The organism is Streptomyces sp. NPDC085524 (genome assembly GCF_044541755.1).
Lineage (GTDB): Bacteria > Actinomycetota > Actinomycetes > Streptomycetales > Streptomycetaceae > Streptomyces.
This window is the reverse complement of the sequence record NZ_JBITTH010000014.1, coordinates 19,729-34,866: the sequence shown is the minus strand read 5'-3', so window position 1 is coordinate 34,866 and position 15,138 is coordinate 19,729. Positions and strand designations below refer to the sequence as shown.

Here is a 15,138-nt window from a genome sequence, read left to right as displayed (position 1 = left end):
CCCTGGGACACGGCCGCGAACACAGCAGCCCTACCCAGTACGGGGCATCGCATTCCTGGCGTATCCCGGTCAGATCACCCGTCCGCATTGACACTCCAGCCGCACGGGTGGTGGGCTCGGGCTCATCCGTACGGGCGGGGGACGTCTCGGGGCGAGGAGGCTCTGTGCAGCTCAGGGGCAGGAAGCGGACGGCTGCCGCCGCAGTGGCGGTGATCGGGTCACTGCTGGGCGGGGCCGTGGGCTCCGCGCCGGTCGGCCTGTTCACGATGGCATCCGGTCCGTCCGGAGCGGACCGCGAACCGGCCGCCGTCGCGGGCGCGGGCGCTTCCGCCGAGCTCGTCCTCGACCCCGCCGCCAACCCCCCGCGCACCGCCGCCGAGGGCCCCGCCGTATGGCCCCGGCCGCAGGCGATGACGGCCGATCCGGCGCGCGAGGTGCCCCTGGGCGCGGAGGCCGTGCTGGTGGCCCCGGCCGACGCGGACCCCGAGGCGGTCCGGGTCGTGCGGGAGGCCCTGCGTGCGGCGGGCGTCCGCACCGTGCGCGAAGCCGCCCCCGGGGCCCCGCTGCCCGCGCAGGGCACCGTCGTACGCCTCCAGGGCCCGGACGCCCAGGAGGCGCTGCGGGCGCTGGGTGCGGCCGAGCCCGGCGACCTGCCGGACGGCGGCTACCGGCTGGCGGTGGGACGGCCCGGCGGCCGGGACACGGTCGCGCTGGCCGGCGTCGGCGAGGACGGGCTGTTCCACGCGGCGCAGACGCTGCGTCAACTGCTGGCGGCGGGCGCCGGGAAGGCGCCCGGGGTGCTGGTGCGGGACTGGCCGGCGGCGCCCGTGCGCGGGATCACCGAGGGCTTCTACGGGGAGCCGTGGACCGGGGAACAGCGCCTCGCGCAGGTCGAGTTCATGGGCCGCACCAAGCAGAACCGGCTGCTGATCGCGCCCGGCGACGACCCCTACCGGACGACGGCCTGGCGGCAGGAGTACCCGGCGGAGCGGCAGGAGGAGTTCCGCGCACTCGCGGAGAAGGCCCGCGCCAACCGGGTCGTACTGGGCTGGGCGGTCTCTCCCGGCCAGTCCATGTGCCTGTCCTCGGCGGCCGACCGGGCAGCCCTGGCCCACAAGCTGGACGCGATGTGGGAGCTGGGCTTCCGCGCCTTCCAGGTGCAGTTCCAGGACGTCAGCTACTCCGAATGGGGCTGCCGGGAGGACCGCGAGAAGTACGGAAGGGGACCCGCGGCGGCAGCGAAGGCGCACGCGGAGGTCGCGGGCGAACTGGCGGCGCACCTGTCCCGGAAGGACCGCGGGACGGCCGCGCTGTCGCTGCTGCCGACGGAGTACCACCAGCAGGGCTCCACCACCTACCGCAAGGCCCTGGCCGCGGCGCTGGACCCGCGGGTCGAGGTGGCCTGGACGGGCGTGGGCGTGGTGCCCCGCACGATCACCGGCAAGGAGGTGGCCGGGGCGCGCTCCACGATGGGCCACCCGCTGGTCACCATGGACAACTACCCGGTCAACGACTGGGATCCGGCCCGGATCTTCCTCGGCCCCTACGCGGGCCGCGAGCCCGCCGTGGCGGGCGGCTCGGCGGCACTGCTGGCCAACGCGATGCCGCAGGGCACCCTGTCGCGGATCCCGCTCTTCACGGCGGCCGACTTCGCGTGGAACCCGCGGGGTTACCGCGCCGGGGAGTCCTGGGCGGCGGCGGTGCGCGACCTGGCGGGCCCCGACGCGCGGGCGCGGGAGGCGGTGGCGGCGCTGGCCGGGAACACCGCGTCCTCGGGCCTGAAGCTGGAGGAGTCGGCGTATCTGAAGCCGCTGGTCGAGCAGTTCTGGAAGGCCCGCGCGGCGGGCGACCCGGCGGCCGGGGCCGAACTGCGCAAGGCATTCACGGTGCTGCGGGAGGCGCCCGCACGGCTGCCGTCGCTGTCGGCCGAGGCGGGGCCCTGGCTGGACCGGCTGGCGCGCTACGGGACGGCGGGAGAGCTGGCGCTCGACGTCCTCCAGGCCCAGGCCCGGGGCGACGGGACGGCCGCGTGGAAGGCCTCCCAGGCGTTGGCGGGGGCCCGGAAGGCGCTGGCGGAGCCGGGCACGGTGCGGGTCGACAAGGCGGTACTGGATCCCTTCCTGACGCAGGCCGCCGCGGAGGCGGACGCGTGGACGGGCGCCGCGCGCAAGACGGGCACCGTGACGAAGGACGCGAACAGCTGGACGGTGCGGCTGGACTCGCCGCGCCCGGTCTCGGCGGTGACGGTGATGACGGACCCGCTCCCGGCGGGCGTGCGGGGCGCGGTGGTGGAGGTCGAGGTGCCCGGCGAGGGCTGGCGCAAGGTGGCCGACGCAGCCGCGTCGGGCTGGACCCAGGCGGACACGGGCGGGGTGCGGGCGGACGCGGTGCGGCTCTCCTGGGCGGGTGCGGGTGCCGCGCCCGCGGTGCACCAGGTGGTGCCGTGGCTCGGTGACGGCCCGCAGGCCCGTTTCGAGCTGACGGACGGCGCGGCGGCCGACGCGGAGATCGGCGGCGCCTCCCAGCGGGCCACCGCCCGGCTCACCGCGCTGGGCGCCGGCGAGGTCCGGGGGCCGCTGGTGGTGAACGCGCCGGCGGGCGTCTCGGTCCGGGTGCCGGGGAACGTGGTGGCCCCGCGGGGCGGGCAGGTGTCGATCCCGCTGGAGGTCAGCGTCGCCCCGGCGACGCCGCCGGGCACCTATGCCGTCCCGGTCTCCTTCGGCGGGGAGACCCGCACCCTGACGGTGCGTGCGGTGGCCCGTACGGGCGGCCCGGACCTGCTGCGCACGGCGCGGGCGAGTTCCTCGGGGGACGAGACCCCGGACTTCCCGGCGTCGGCGGCGGTCGACGGCTACCCGAACACCCGCTGGTCCTCGCCCGCGGTGGACGGCGCGTGGTGGCAGGCCGAACTGCGCTCCCCGGCCCGGATCGGCCGCCTGGAGCTGCGCTGGCAGGAGGCGTACCCGTCGGCGTACCGGGTGGAGACCTCCGCGGACGGGACGACGTGGCGCCCGGCCGCCACCGTCCCCGCCTCCCGCGGCGGCCGCGAGACGGTCCGCGTGGACGCCCCTGGCTCCCGCTTCGTCCGGGTCACGTGCGAGCACCGCGCGACGCGCTTCGGGTGCAGCCTCTGGTCCGCGGAGGCCTACGCGGTCACGCCGTAGCCTGCGGCGCCGTTGTCGGGGGCGCCGCCCCCCGAACCCCCGCTCCTCAAACGCCGGAGGGGCTGGAACTGCCCTGCGGGCAGCGCGGACGTGCGGGCTGACGCCGGCCGATTCCAGCCCCGCCGGCGAAGCCCCGGGGGGCCGGCACGGCGGGGCTACGACACCGCGACCCCGATGCGTTCCAGCGCGTCCTCTGCCCCGTACGGCTGGAGGTACGGCATCCACCGCGGATCCCGGTGCCCCGTGCCGATGATGCGCCAGGCCAGCCCCGACGGCGGCGCCGGCTGGTGGCGCAGGCGCCAGCCGAGGTCGACCAGGTGGCGGTCGGCCTTGACGTGGTTGCAGCGGCGGCACGCGGCGACGACGTTGTCCCATACGTGCTGGCCGCCCCGGCTGCGCGGGATGACGTGGTCGACGCTGGTGGCCACGGCCCCGCAGTACATGCAGCGCCCCCCGTCGCGCGCGAACAGCGCTCGCCGGGTGAGTGGAACGGGCCCCCGGTAGGGGACCCGTACGAAGCGCTTGAGCCGGACCACGCTGGGCGCGGGGACGACCCTTGTCGCGCTGTGCAGATAGGCGCCGGATTCCTCCAGGGAGACGGCCTTGTTCTCCAGGACGAGGACGAGCGCGCGGCGGAGCGGTACGACGCCGAGGGGCTCGTACGACGCGTTGAGGACCAGGACGTGCGGCACGGACTGCCTCCTTGTACGCCGGCGGCGCGTGGCTCGCGCCGGGACGATCTGCTCTCCAGTCTCTCCTTATGGCTGGTCGAAGCGCCACCACGCGCCCGTAACGGGTCCGGGGTGTTTTCAACCACACCTCCTTCCTGCCCAGGTGAGTCTGGTCTCTCCCTCGAACAGGAAGCCCCTCGGCAAACACGTTGAAGGGATTGCCCCGTTAGTGTGGTTGGTCTGCCCGCACAACCCCTCCGGGCAGACCGCTATACCTGGAGGTTCCCGTCGTGCCCTGGCCCGCCGCTCTGCTGCCGCTGGCAGCGGACGTTCCGGACGCGCCCGCCTCGGTCAAGGAGGCGCAGGAGAGCGTCACCGAGGCCGCGAGCTTCATCGAACAGAACTGGGCCACCTGGCTGAGCATCGGCCTGCGGATCCTGCTGATCGTCGTGATCGCGGCCGCACTGCGCTCGGTGGTCCGCAAGGCGCTGACCAAGCTCATAAACCGGATGAACACCAGCGCCGAGGCCGTCGAGGGCACCGCCCTGGGCGGGCTGCTGGTCAATGCCGAGCGCCGTCGGCAGCGCTCGGAGGCCATCGGTTCGGTCCTGCGCTCGGTCGCGTCGTTCCTGATCCTCGGCACGGCCGCGCTGATGGTGCTGGCCGCCCTGAAGATCGACCTGGCGCCGCTGCTGGCGAGTGCCGGTGTGGCCGGTGTGGCGATCGGTTTCGGCGCCCGCAACCTGGTGACCGACTTCCTGTCCGGCGTCTTCATGATCATGGAGGACCAGTACGGCGTCGGCGACAAGATCGATGCCGGGGTGGCCTCGGGCGAGGTCATCGAGGTCGGCCTGCGGGTCACCAAGCTGCGCGGGGACAACGGCGAGATCTGGTACGTGCGCAACGGCGAGATCAAGCGGATCGGCAACCTCAGCCAGGGCTGGGCGACCGCGGGCGTGGACGTCCAGGTCAAGCCGACGGAGAACCTGACCCGGATCCGCGAGGTGGTCCAGGAGGTCGCCGACACCCTGGCGAAGGAGTCCCCGTGGGACGAGCGCCTGTGGGGTCCGGTGGAGGTGCTGGGCCTGGACGAGGTGCTGCTCGCCTCGATGACGGTGAAGGTGTCGGCGAAGACGATGCCCGGCAAGCAGTTCGCGGTGGAGCGGGAGCTCCGCTGGCGGATCAAGGAGGCCTTCGACGCCGCGGGCATCCGGATCATCGGCGGTGCGGCCGCACCCGCCGAAGAGGAGGAGGCCCCGGCGGACCCGTCGGCCGCCGTCGCCGCCCCCTCGGCCCTGGCGAACCCGGCCTCCCCGCAGTCCCTGGCCACCGCCCCGATCCCCGCGCCCGGCGGCCCGAAGATCACGAAGTAGCCCGGAGCACGCCTCCCCCGCTGCCCCGCAGGCCGATCCTGCGGGGCAGCGGCATTGACAGGGCCCGAACGGTGATAGGAAACTTACCTAACAGTTCCTCGCAGTCCGTCCTGTCTGCTCCGGCGAGAGAGAGAACGCGCCATGCCCGCCGCCACGCCCGGTACCCCCAGCCTGCTGCGCGCCATGAACGACCGGGCCGCCCTCGAGCTCCTGCTGGCGCACGGGCCGCTCTCCCGCACCCGGATCGGCAGCCTGACCGGGCTGTCCAAGCCCACCGCCTCGCAGCTGCTGGCCCGCCTCGAGGCCGCCGGACTCGTCGTGGCCACCGGCACGGACGGCGGCCGCCCCGGCCCCAGTGCCCAGCTGTACGCCGTCAACCCCCGGGCCGCGTACGTCGGCGGACTGGACGTCACCCCGGGCCGGGCGCTCGCGGCCGTCGCCGACCTCACCGGCACCGTCGTCGGCACGCACGAAGTGCCGTACACCGAGGGCGCGGGCGCCGTCGAGCAGGTGACCGCGGCCCTCGGCGAGGCCGTGAAGGCCGCCGGACTGCACCACTCCGACCTGCGCCGGGTGGTCATCGCCACCCCGGGCGCCTTCGACCCGCAGACCGGCCGGCTGCGCTACGCCGGCCACCTCCCCGGCTGGCACTCCCCCACGCTCCTCGACGAGCTGGCCGCCGCCCTGCCGATGCCCGTCGAGTACGAGAACGACGTCAACCTCGCCGCCGTCGCCGAGCAGCGCCTCGGCGCGGCCCGCGGCCACGAGGACTTCGTCCTGCTGTGGAACGAGGAGGGCCTCGGCGCCGCCCTCGTGCTCGGCGGCCGGCTGCACCGCGGCTGGACCGGCGGCGCGGGCGAGGTGGGCTTCCTGCCCGTGCCGGGCCACCCCCTGGTCCGGCAGCCGGCCCGCGCCAACACCGGCGGCTACCAGGAGCTGGCCGGCGCACAGGTGGTGCCCGGACTCGCCGCCGAACTGGGCGTGGAGGCCGCGGCCGCCTCCGCACCCGAGACCGTGCCCGCGCCAGGAGCCGGGGCCGCACCCCAGGGTGGTTCCGGCGGGCCCCACAGTGCCGAGGTCGGTGCCGCCGTCGCCCTGCTCGCCCGGGCCGCCGCCACGCCCGAAGGGCCGTACCTGCGCTTCCTCCAGACGTACGCCACCCTGCTGGCCACCGGCCTCGCCTCGCTCGTGGCCGTCCTCGACCCCGAGATCGTGGTCCTCTCCGGGGCCGTGATCGCCGCCGGCGGCGACCCGCTGCGGGAGCTCCTGGAGGCCGAGCTCGCCGAACTGGCCCCCTCCCGCCCCCGCCTGGTCTCCGGCGAGGTGGCCGAAGGGCCGGTACTGCGCGGCGCCCTGGAGACCGCGCTGGCAACCACCCGCGACGAGGTCTTCGACACCTCCCGCTGATCCCGCACCCGAAGCCGCGTCCGCGGCCCGCATCCGCACGCGCCACGCCCCCACGTCCCGCCCCCGCGCGCACCCCACCGGCACCCCCCATCGGAAGTTCCTCCCGCAGAGAGTGAGCCCCGCCATGCCCAGAACCGGACGCCCGGTCACCGCGACCGTCCTCCTCGCCGCGATATCCGTCCTCGCCGCCGGCTGTACGGGCGGCGGCTCGAACGCCGCCGACGACGACCCGAAGGCGCAGGTCACCCTGAACTTCTGGCACGGCTGGTCCGCGCCGGGCGAGGTCAAGGCGATCGAGGAGAACATCGCCCGCTTCACGAAGGCGCACCCGAACATCAAGGTCCAGGTCACCGGCAACATGACCGACGACAAGATCAACCAGGCGCTGCGCGCCGGCGGCGACCAGGCCCCCGACGTGGTCTCCTCCTTCACCACCGACAGCGTCGGCAAGTTCTGCAACTCCCGCGCCTTCGCCGACCTGAACCCCTTCCTCGCCAAGTCCGGGATCGACAAGGCCAAGGTCTTCCCCAAGACCCTGCTGGAGTACACCCAGTTCAACGGCAACCAGTGCACGCTGCCGCTGCTGAACGACGCGTACGGCCTCGTCTACAACAAGACCGCCTTCGCGGACGCCGGCATCACCGAACCCCCCAAGACGTGGAGCCAGTTCACGGAGGTCGCGCAGAAGCTGACGAAGCCGAAGGGTGATTCGTACGAGCAGGTCGGGCTGATGCCCACCTTCCACGGCTACGAGACCACCCCCATGCGGCTGGCGGCCCAGTGGAGCCCGACGTACTTCGGCGCCGACGGCAAGTCCAGCCTGGCCAAGGACCCGGCCTTCGCGCAGATGCTGACCGCGCAGAAGGACCTGGTGGCGAAGCTCGGCGGCTACGAGAAGCTGGAGCGCTTCCGCAGCACCTTCGGCGACGAGTGGAGTGCCGAGCACCCCTTCCACACGGGCCAGGTCGCCATGCAGGTCGACGGCGAATGGCGGGCCGCGATGGCCAAGGAGGCCGGGGTGAAGTTCGAGGTCGGCACCGCTCCGCTGCCCGTGCCCGACGACCGGCTCGGCGACTACGGCAAGGGCTACCTGTCGGGCACGATCATGGGCATCGCCGGGGGCAGCAAGAAGCAGAACGCCGCCTGGGAACTGGTCAAGTACATGACCACCGACACCGAGGCGGTGGTGGCCTTCGCCAACGCCATCCACAACATCCCCTCCACGCTGGCGGCCCTGGAGTCCCCGGACCTCCAGGTGACCCCGGAGTTCAAGACCTTCATCGACATCGCGCGGCACGCGAAGTCGAACACCACCCCGGCCCAGGCCGACGGTGGCACCTACCAGCTGACCCTCCAGGACTTCGCCTACGCGGTGGAGAAGGGCGACGTCGCCGACATCCCGGCCGGGCTCGCGAAGACCGACCAGCAGATCGACACGGACATCGCGAAGGCCAAGTAGCCCCGATGGCCACCACGAACCCGCTGCGGTCCAAGCACCGCCGCTCCGCGCTGCGCACCGCGGCCTTCATGTCGCCCTGGCTGATCGGCTTCGGCCTCTTCTTCGCCTACCCGCTGCTGTCCACCGTGTACTTCTCCTTCACCCGGTACGACGGCTTCCGGCCGCCCGTCTTCAACGGGCTGGACAACTGGACCTACGTCTTCTCGGACTATCCGCTGTTCTGGCCGGCGATGCGCAACACCCTCTGGCTGGTCGTGGTGATGGTCTCCTGCCGGGTCGCCTTCGGCTTCGGGGTCGGCCTGCTCATCACGAAGATCAAGACGGGGGCGGGGGTCTTCCGGACCCTCTTCTACCTGCCCTACCTGGCCCCGCCCGTCGCCGCGACCCTCGCCTTCGTCTTCCTCCTCAACCCCGGCACCGGCCCCGCCAACACCCTCCTCGACGCGGCCGGCCTGCCCACGCCCGGCTGGTTCACCGACGCCGACTGGTCCAAGCCCGCCCTGACCGTGCTCGCACTCTGGGGGGTCGGCGACCTGATGGTCATCTTCATGGCCGCGCTGCTCGACGTACCGAAGGAGCAGTACGAGGCCGCCGAGCTCGACGGCGCCGGGGCCTGGGCGCGGCTGCGCCACATCACCCTGCCGAACATCTCGCCGATCATCCTGTTCGCCGTGGTCACCGGGGTCATCCAGGCCATGCAGTACTACACGCAGCCGCTGGTGGCGGGGAAGGTCGCGGCCGGGGTGATCGGCGGCTCGGGCCAGCAGTTCGAGCCGGGCTACCCCGACAAGTCCACCCTGACCCTCCCCCAGCTCGTCTACAACGCCGGGTTCCAGCGCTTCGACTACGGTTCCGCATGCGTCATCGCCCTGGTCCTCTTCGCCCTCTCGATGGCCTTCACCGCGCTCCTGATGCGCCGCCGTGGCGGACTGGTCGGAGCGGACGCGTGAGCGCGACCGGCGCCGTGGGCGCGCGCAACCGCAGGGCCGTCCTGCACTGGGTCGGAGTGCACTCGCTGGGCGTGGCCGCCGCCCTGTTCTTCGTCCTCCCCTTCGTCTTCCTGCTGCTCACCTCCCTGATGGCCGACCGGCAGGCCCTCACCCGCGACCTGTGGCCGGACACCTGGGAGTGGGGCAACTACGCCACGGTGTGGCACACCCCCGGCTTCCTGACCTGGTGGCGCAACACCCTGCTGTACGCGGGCCTCGGCACCCTGCTGACCGTGGTCTCCTCGGTGCCCGTCGCCTACGCGCTCGCCAAGTTCCGCTTCCGCGGGCGACGGCTCGCGCTGCTGCTCGTGATCTCGATGATGATGCTGCCGCCGCAGGTGGTGGTCATCCCGATGTACCTCTTCTGGGCGAAGCAGCTCGACCTGTCCGGCACCCTGTGGCCGCTCATCGTCCCGATGGCCTTCGGCGACGCGTTCTCCATCTTCCTGCTCCGCCAGTTCCTGCTGACCATCCCGGACGAGTACCTGGACGCGGCCCGCGTCGACGGCTGCGGGGAGGTGCGCACCCTGCTGCGCGTGGTCCTGCCGATGGCGAAGCCTGGGATCGCGGCGGTCGCCCTGTTCCAGTTCTTCTGCGCCTGGAACGACTACTTCGGCCCGCAGATCTACGCCTCGGACAACCCGGCAGCCTGGACGCTCAGTTACGGACTGGAGTCCTTCAAGGGCGCCCACCACACCAACTGGAACCTGACCATGGCCGCGACCGTGCTGGTCATGGCCCCGGTGATCGTCCTCTTCTTCTTCGCCCAGAAGGCGTTCGTCGAAGGCGTCACCCTGACCGGAGTGAAAGGCTGACACCGATGAAACTCGCAGTGGTGGGCGGCGGTTCCACCTACACCCCCGAGCTGATCGACGGCTTCGCGCGGCTGCGCGACACCCTGCCCGTCGCCGAGCTCGTGCTGATCGACCCCGCCACCGAAAGGCTGGAGCTGATCGGCGCCCTCGCCCGGCGGATCTTCGCCAGGCAGGACCATCCGGCCCGGGTCACCACCACCGCCGACCTCGACGCGGGCGTCGACGGCGCCGACGCGGTCCTGCTCCAGCTGCGCGTCGGCGGACAGGCCGCCCGGCTCCAGGACGAGACCTGGCCGCTGGAGTGCGGATGCGTCGGGCAGGAGACCACGGGGGCGGGCGGGCTCGCCAAGGCGCTGCGCACCGTGCCGGTGGTCCTCGACATCGCCGAGCGGGTCCGCCGCGCCAACCCCGGCGCCTGGATCGTCGACTTCACGAACCCGGTCGGGATCGTCACCCGGGCCCTGCTCGCCGCCGGGCACAGGGCGGTCGGGCTGTGCAACGTGGCCATCGGCTTCCAGCGGAGGTTCGCCGCCCTGCTGGACGTGGCCCCGGCCGACGTCCACCTCGACCACGTCGGCCTCAACCACCTGACCTGGGAACGGGGCGTGCGCCTCGGCGGGCCCGACGGGGAGGACCTGCTGCCCCGGCTGCTCGCCGAGCACGGGGAGTCGATCGCCGCCCAGCTGCACCTGCCGCGTGCGGTGCTGGACCGGCTCGGCGTGGTGCCCTCGTACTACCTGCGCTACTTCTACGCCCACGACGAGGTCGTCCGGGAACTGGGCACGGGGCCCTCACGGGCCGCGAAGGTGGCCGCGATGGAGCAGGAGCTGCTCGGCCTGTACGCGGATCCCGCCCTGGACGAGAAGCCGGCGCTGCTGGCCGAGCGGGGCGGGGCCTTCTACTCGGAGGCGGCCGTGGACCTGGCGGCCGCCCTGCTGGGCGACGGGGGTTCGCCGGTCCAGGTGGTCAACACCCTCAACAACGGCACCCTGCCGTTCCTCCCCGACGACGCGGTGATCGAGGTCCAGGCCCGTGTCGGCGCCTCCGGCCCGGTGCCGCTGCCCGTGCCCCGGCTGGAACCGCTGTACGCCGGACTGGTCTCGCACGTGACGGCGTACGAGGACCTCGCGCTCGACGCGGCCCTGCGCGGCGGTCGCGAGCGGGTCTTCAAGGCCCTGCTCGCACATCCGCTGGTGGGGCAGTTCGACCTGGCCGAGGGGCTCACCGACCGCCTCCTCGCGCACAACAAGGAGCACCTGGCGTGGGCCTGACCCTCCCTTCCGTACTGGCGATCGACGCGGGCAACAGCAAGACGGACGCGGCACTGATCGCCGCCGACGGCACGGTGCTCGGCACCGGCCGCTCCGGGGGCTTCCAGCCTCCGCGCTCCGGCGTCGAGCCCGCCGTGGACGTCCTCGGGCAGGCCGTCGCGGCGGCCGCCGCGGCCGCGGGGCTGCCCGCGGCGCGGCCCGGAGCGCCGTACGCCGCGCAGGTGTCGGCCTGCCTGGCCAACGCGGACCTGGCGGTGGAGGAGCAGCAGCTCACGGAGGCGATCGGCGCCCGCGGCTGGGGCGCGGCCACCGAGGTGCGCAACGACACCTTCGCGATCCTGCGGGCCGGCGTGGAGGAGCCGTGCGGGGTCGCGGTGGTGTGCGGGGCCGGGGTGAACTGCGTCGGGATGACCCCGGACGGGCGCACCGCGCGCTTCCCCGCGCTCGGCCGGATCTCCGGCGACTGGGGCGGCGGGGGCGGACTGGCCGAGGAGGCCCTGTGGTTCGCGGCCCGCGCCGAGGACGGGCGGGGCGAGCCGACGGAGCTGGCCCGGGCGCTGCCCGCGCACTTCGGGCACAGCTCGATGTACGGGCTGATCGAGGCGCTGCACCTGGGCCGGATCCCGGGCGGGCGGCGGCACGAACTGGTCCCGGTGCTGTTCGCGGTCGCGGCCGCCGGGGACCCGGTGGCGGGCGCGCTGGTGCACCGGCAGGCGGACGAGGTCGTGGCGATGGCGACGGTGGCGCTGCACCGCCTGGAACTCCTCGGCCGCGCGGTCCCGGTGGTCCTGGGCGGCGGGGTGCTGACGGCCCGGTACCCGCAGCTGAACGACCGCGTCGCGCGGGGCCTCGCGGAACGGGCCCCGCTCGCCAGGATGCACGTGATCACGGCGCCGCCGGTGCTGGGCGCCGCCCTCCTGGGGCTGGACGCCCTCGCCGCCCCGCCCCCGGCGTACGCGCATCTGCGTGCGCAGTTCGGTGTCCCGCTCGATGCGCGGTCCGGTGCCCGATTCGGGTGAACCTGCCCGTGGAGGGGGCAGGTCTGGAACCGTGGCGGTCCCGCGAGCGTATTGACGGGGAAGGGGTGGCGGGGCGGGTCGGGGGGTCGGATCGTCCGGGAACGAGCACCGGGTGGTGTGGTCGGCCGGCACTGACGCCATACTGCTCCGGACAGTGGACAGGACCGAGGGGGAGGTCACGGTGGCGATCACATCACGCGCGCCCGCGCCCGGAGGCGGTGTCTCCGTACCGCCCGCCGGTCCGTCGGGACCGCCGCCGGGCGGGCCGCCGGGGCGGGGTACCGCCTGGGCCGAGGGCGTGGAGCGGCTGCGTGAGGCGGCGACGACCGAGCCGGGACGGCTTCGGATCATCGGCGCCGTCCTGGCGGCCCTGGTCCTCCTGTTCGGCGCGGTCAGCGTGTGGGAGATCTCCGCCCGGTCCACCGCCGCCGACGACGTCGTGGGCCGCAGCCAGCCGCTGAGCGCGGACGCGGCGAGCATCTACCGCTCCCTCGCGGACGCCGACACGACCTCCTCCAGCGGCTTCCTGCTGGGTGCGCAGGAACCGCGCGAGGTCCGCCAGCGCTACGAGAAGGACATCGCCAACGCCTCCAAGCTGCTGGTCAACGCGGCCGCCAACACCGGCGGCAACGAGGACTCCCGCGCCCAGATCGCCCTGCTGAGCGAGCAGCTGCCGCGCTACACCGGGCTGATAGAGCAGGCCCGGGCCACCAACCGGCAGGGCATGCCGCTGGGCGGCGCCTATCTCCGCTACGCCAACGAGCAGATGACCACGCAGCTGCTGCCCGCGGCGCAGCGGCTGTACGAGTCGGAGACGGGCCGGCTGTACACGGACTACGACGAGGCCCGGGCCTGGCCGCTGGTCTCGCTCGGACTGGGCCTCGTCGCGCTCGGCGCACTGGTGTGGGCGCAGCGGCGCAACTACCGTCGTACGAACCGGGTCTTCAACCACGGGCTGCTGGCCGCGACGGCCGCGTCGGTGGTGGTCCTGCTGTGGCTGGCCGTGGGGCACACGGTGGCACGGTCGGACCTGAGCTCGGCCCGGGCGGAAGGGCAGGAGTCGCTGAAGGTGCTGAACGACGCGCGCATCGCCTCCCTCCAGGCGCGGGCCGGGGAGAACCTGACGCTGGTCGCGCGGGGCGCCGTACTGGCCGAGGACAAGAAGTCCGACAAGTACGACGTGGAGTTCACCTCCAACATGAAGCAGCTGGACGCCGGGCTGGCGACCGCGCTGCGGCTCGCCGACGACGAGGCCGGGCGGGAGCCGGTGGGCCGGGCGGCGGACGGCGTGAAGCAGTGGCAGCAGCGGCACGCGGCGGCCCGGGAGGCGGACTTGAAGGGTGACTTCGAGGCCGCGCTGACCCAGGTCGTGGGGGACGCGCAGCACAAGGACACCAGCGGGGCCGCGTTCGACACGGTGGACGCCTCCCTGGAGCAGGCGGTGGCCCACGAACAGCAGGAGTTCACCCGGGCGGCCCGGGACGGGCTGGGTGCGCTGGGCGGTCTGGTGACGGGCTCGGCGGCCCTGGCGGTCGTCGGCGCGGCGGCGGCGCTGCTCGGTATCGGGCGCAGGCTTTCGGAGTACAGGTGAGCGCGATGCGGATACGAGCGAGGCGGGTTTCCGAGGGCTTCGAGGGCCGCACCCCCCGCGGCCCCCTGGGCGCCGGCGCTGCCGCGGGCCGGTCCGGTCCGGAGGGCGCGGGCAGCCCCGACGGTCCCGGCGGCGCGGGCGGGCACTCCGGCGCGGCCGGTCCCGGCGGCGCGGCCGGTCCCGGCGGCGCGGGCGGGCACCCCGGCGCGGGTGCACCCGGCGGGTACTCCGGCGCGGGTGGACCCGGCGGCCACGGCGGTGCTGGTGGGCGCGGGGGTTACGGGGACGGTGAGGGGTACTACGGCGGTGGGCCGGGAGGGCCCTTCCCTGCTCCGCGGGCGGCGCGGACACGGCGGGCCCGGCTGCGCGGCTGGGGCGGGGTGACCGCGATGGCCGCCGCATGCGCCATGACGGCGGCGGCCGTGCTCCTGCCGCTCACCCAGGCGGCGCCGGACTCGGGCCGCCCCGGGGTGTTCCGCGGGCCCGCCCAGATGGCGGTGGCCCCGGCTGCCCCCTCCGACACCTGCCAGGACCCGGAGGCGAGCCTGCGCCCGTCCACCGTCGACGGGGCGACCATCGCGCGCATCAAGGCCGCGGGGAAGCTCGTCGCGGGCGTGGACCAGAACAGCTTCCGCTGGGGCTACCGCAACCAGACCACCACCGGCGGGACGGGCCTGGAGGGCCAGACCGACCAGGGCCGGCTCGACGGCTTCGACATCGACCTGGTCAAGGCCATCGCCAAGGACATCCTCGGCGACGAGAAGGCGGTCATCTACCGGGCCATCCCCACCAGCCAGCGCATCCCCGCCCTCCAGGAGGGCCGGGTCGACATCGTCGTGCGGACGATGACCATCAACTGCAAGCGGCTGGAGGACGTGGCCTTCTCCACGGCCTACTTCGAGGCCGGGCAGCAGGTCCTCGCGCCCAAGGGCTCGCCCATCACCGGGTACGACACCTCGCTGAAGGACAGGAAGATCTGCGTCGCGGCCGGATCCACGGCGGAGGCCTCGTTGAAGGCCCAGTCCTACGGCGCGGCGCCCGTCACCGTGCCCAACCAGCTGGACTGCCTGGTCCGGCTGCAGCTGGGCGAGGTCGACGGGATCATCACGGACAACGCCCTCGCTGCCGGCCAGGCCGCGCAGGACCCCTCCGTGCGGCTGGTGGGCTCGCCGTTCACCCGGGAGTTCTACGGTGTCGCCATGAACAAGGACGCCTCCGACCTGGTCCGCCGCGTCAACAACGTGCTGGAGGGCTACCGGGCGGGCGGCGCGAACAGCCCGTGGATGGTCTCCTACCGCAAGCACCTCGAGCCCGTGCTGCCCGGCGTGACCGCGCCGCCCGCGCCCAAGTACCGGGACGGCTGAGGCCCGTGGCGGCGG

At 73.8% G+C, this 15,138-nt stretch carries 11 protein-coding genes; 10 read left to right on the top strand and 1 reads right to left on the bottom strand.

Annotation, left to right across the window (positions count from 1 at the left end):
- Positions 1-164: 164 nt before the first annotated feature.
- Positions 165-3,164: a beta-N-acetylglucosaminidase domain-containing protein gene (locus ACIGFK_RS22145; RefSeq protein ID WP_400053231.1), complete on the top strand. Its 3,000-nt coding sequence runs from the start codon at positions 165-167 to the stop codon at positions 3,162-3,164.
- A gap of 155 nt (positions 3,165-3,319) precedes the next feature.
- Here the strand turns inward: ACIGFK_RS22145 and ACIGFK_RS22140 are convergent, their stop codons facing one another.
- Positions 3,320-3,856 (bottom strand): HNH endonuclease, encoded by a 537-nt coding sequence (locus ACIGFK_RS22140; protein ID WP_376657590.1) that lies wholly within the window; start codon positions 3,854-3,856, stop codon positions 3,320-3,322.
- Positions 3,857-4,125: 269 nt separating this feature from the next.
- Here ACIGFK_RS22140 and ACIGFK_RS22135 point away from each other — a divergent pair, with 269 nt between their 5' ends.
- The 9 genes from ACIGFK_RS22135 (at position 4,126) to ACIGFK_RS22095 (ending at position 15,123) form a co-directional block, all read left to right on the top strand.
- Positions 4,126-5,208, top strand: coding sequence for a mechanosensitive ion channel family protein (locus ACIGFK_RS22135; RefSeq protein WP_376657591.1), 1,083 nt, complete (start codon positions 4,126-4,128; stop codon positions 5,206-5,208).
- A 141-nt stretch (positions 5,209-5,349) separates the two neighbouring features.
- Positions 5,350-6,615 carry an ROK family transcriptional regulator gene (locus tag ACIGFK_RS22130; RefSeq protein WP_376657592.1) on the top strand — a complete coding sequence of 422 codons (1,266 nt, stop codon included), beginning with the start codon at positions 5,350-5,352 and terminating at the stop codon, positions 6,613-6,615.
- A gap of 124 nt (positions 6,616-6,739) precedes the next feature.
- Positions 6,740-8,074, top strand: a complete 1,335-nt coding sequence (locus ACIGFK_RS22125) for an ABC transporter substrate-binding protein (RefSeq protein WP_376657593.1) — start codon at positions 6,740-6,742, stop codon at positions 8,072-8,074.
- Between the two features lie 5 nt (positions 8,075-8,079).
- The gene (locus tag ACIGFK_RS22120) at positions 8,080-9,024 is read left to right on the top strand and encodes a carbohydrate ABC transporter permease (RefSeq protein WP_376657594.1); all 945 of its coding nucleotides are present in this window, start codon (positions 8,080-8,082) and stop codon (positions 9,022-9,024) included.
- Positions 8,931-9,878, top strand: coding sequence for a carbohydrate ABC transporter permease (locus tag ACIGFK_RS22115; RefSeq protein WP_400053227.1), 948 nt, complete (start codon positions 8,931-8,933; stop codon positions 9,876-9,878). Before ACIGFK_RS22120 ends, ACIGFK_RS22115 begins: the two co-directional genes overlap by 94 nt.
- 5 nt (positions 9,879-9,883) lie before the next feature.
- Entirely contained in the window at positions 9,884-11,149 is a 1,266-nt protein-coding gene (locus ACIGFK_RS22110) for a 6-phospho-beta-glucosidase (RefSeq protein WP_376657596.1), read from the top strand.
- Entirely contained in the window at positions 11,140-12,168 is a 1,029-nt protein-coding gene (locus ACIGFK_RS22105; RefSeq protein WP_376657597.1) for an N-acetylglucosamine kinase, read from the top strand. Before ACIGFK_RS22110 ends, ACIGFK_RS22105 begins: the two co-directional genes overlap by 10 nt.
- A 181-nt stretch (positions 12,169-12,349) precedes the next feature.
- A complete protein-coding gene (locus ACIGFK_RS22100; protein WP_376657598.1) occupies positions 12,350-13,759 on the top strand; it encodes a hypothetical protein in 1,410 nt (469 codons plus the stop codon).
- Positions 13,760-14,148: 389 nt separating this feature from the next.
- Positions 14,149-15,123, top strand: coding sequence for a glutamate ABC transporter substrate-binding protein (locus tag ACIGFK_RS22095; protein ID WP_376657613.1), 975 nt, complete (start codon positions 14,149-14,151; stop codon positions 15,121-15,123).
- Positions 15,124-15,138 lie beyond the last annotated feature (15 nt).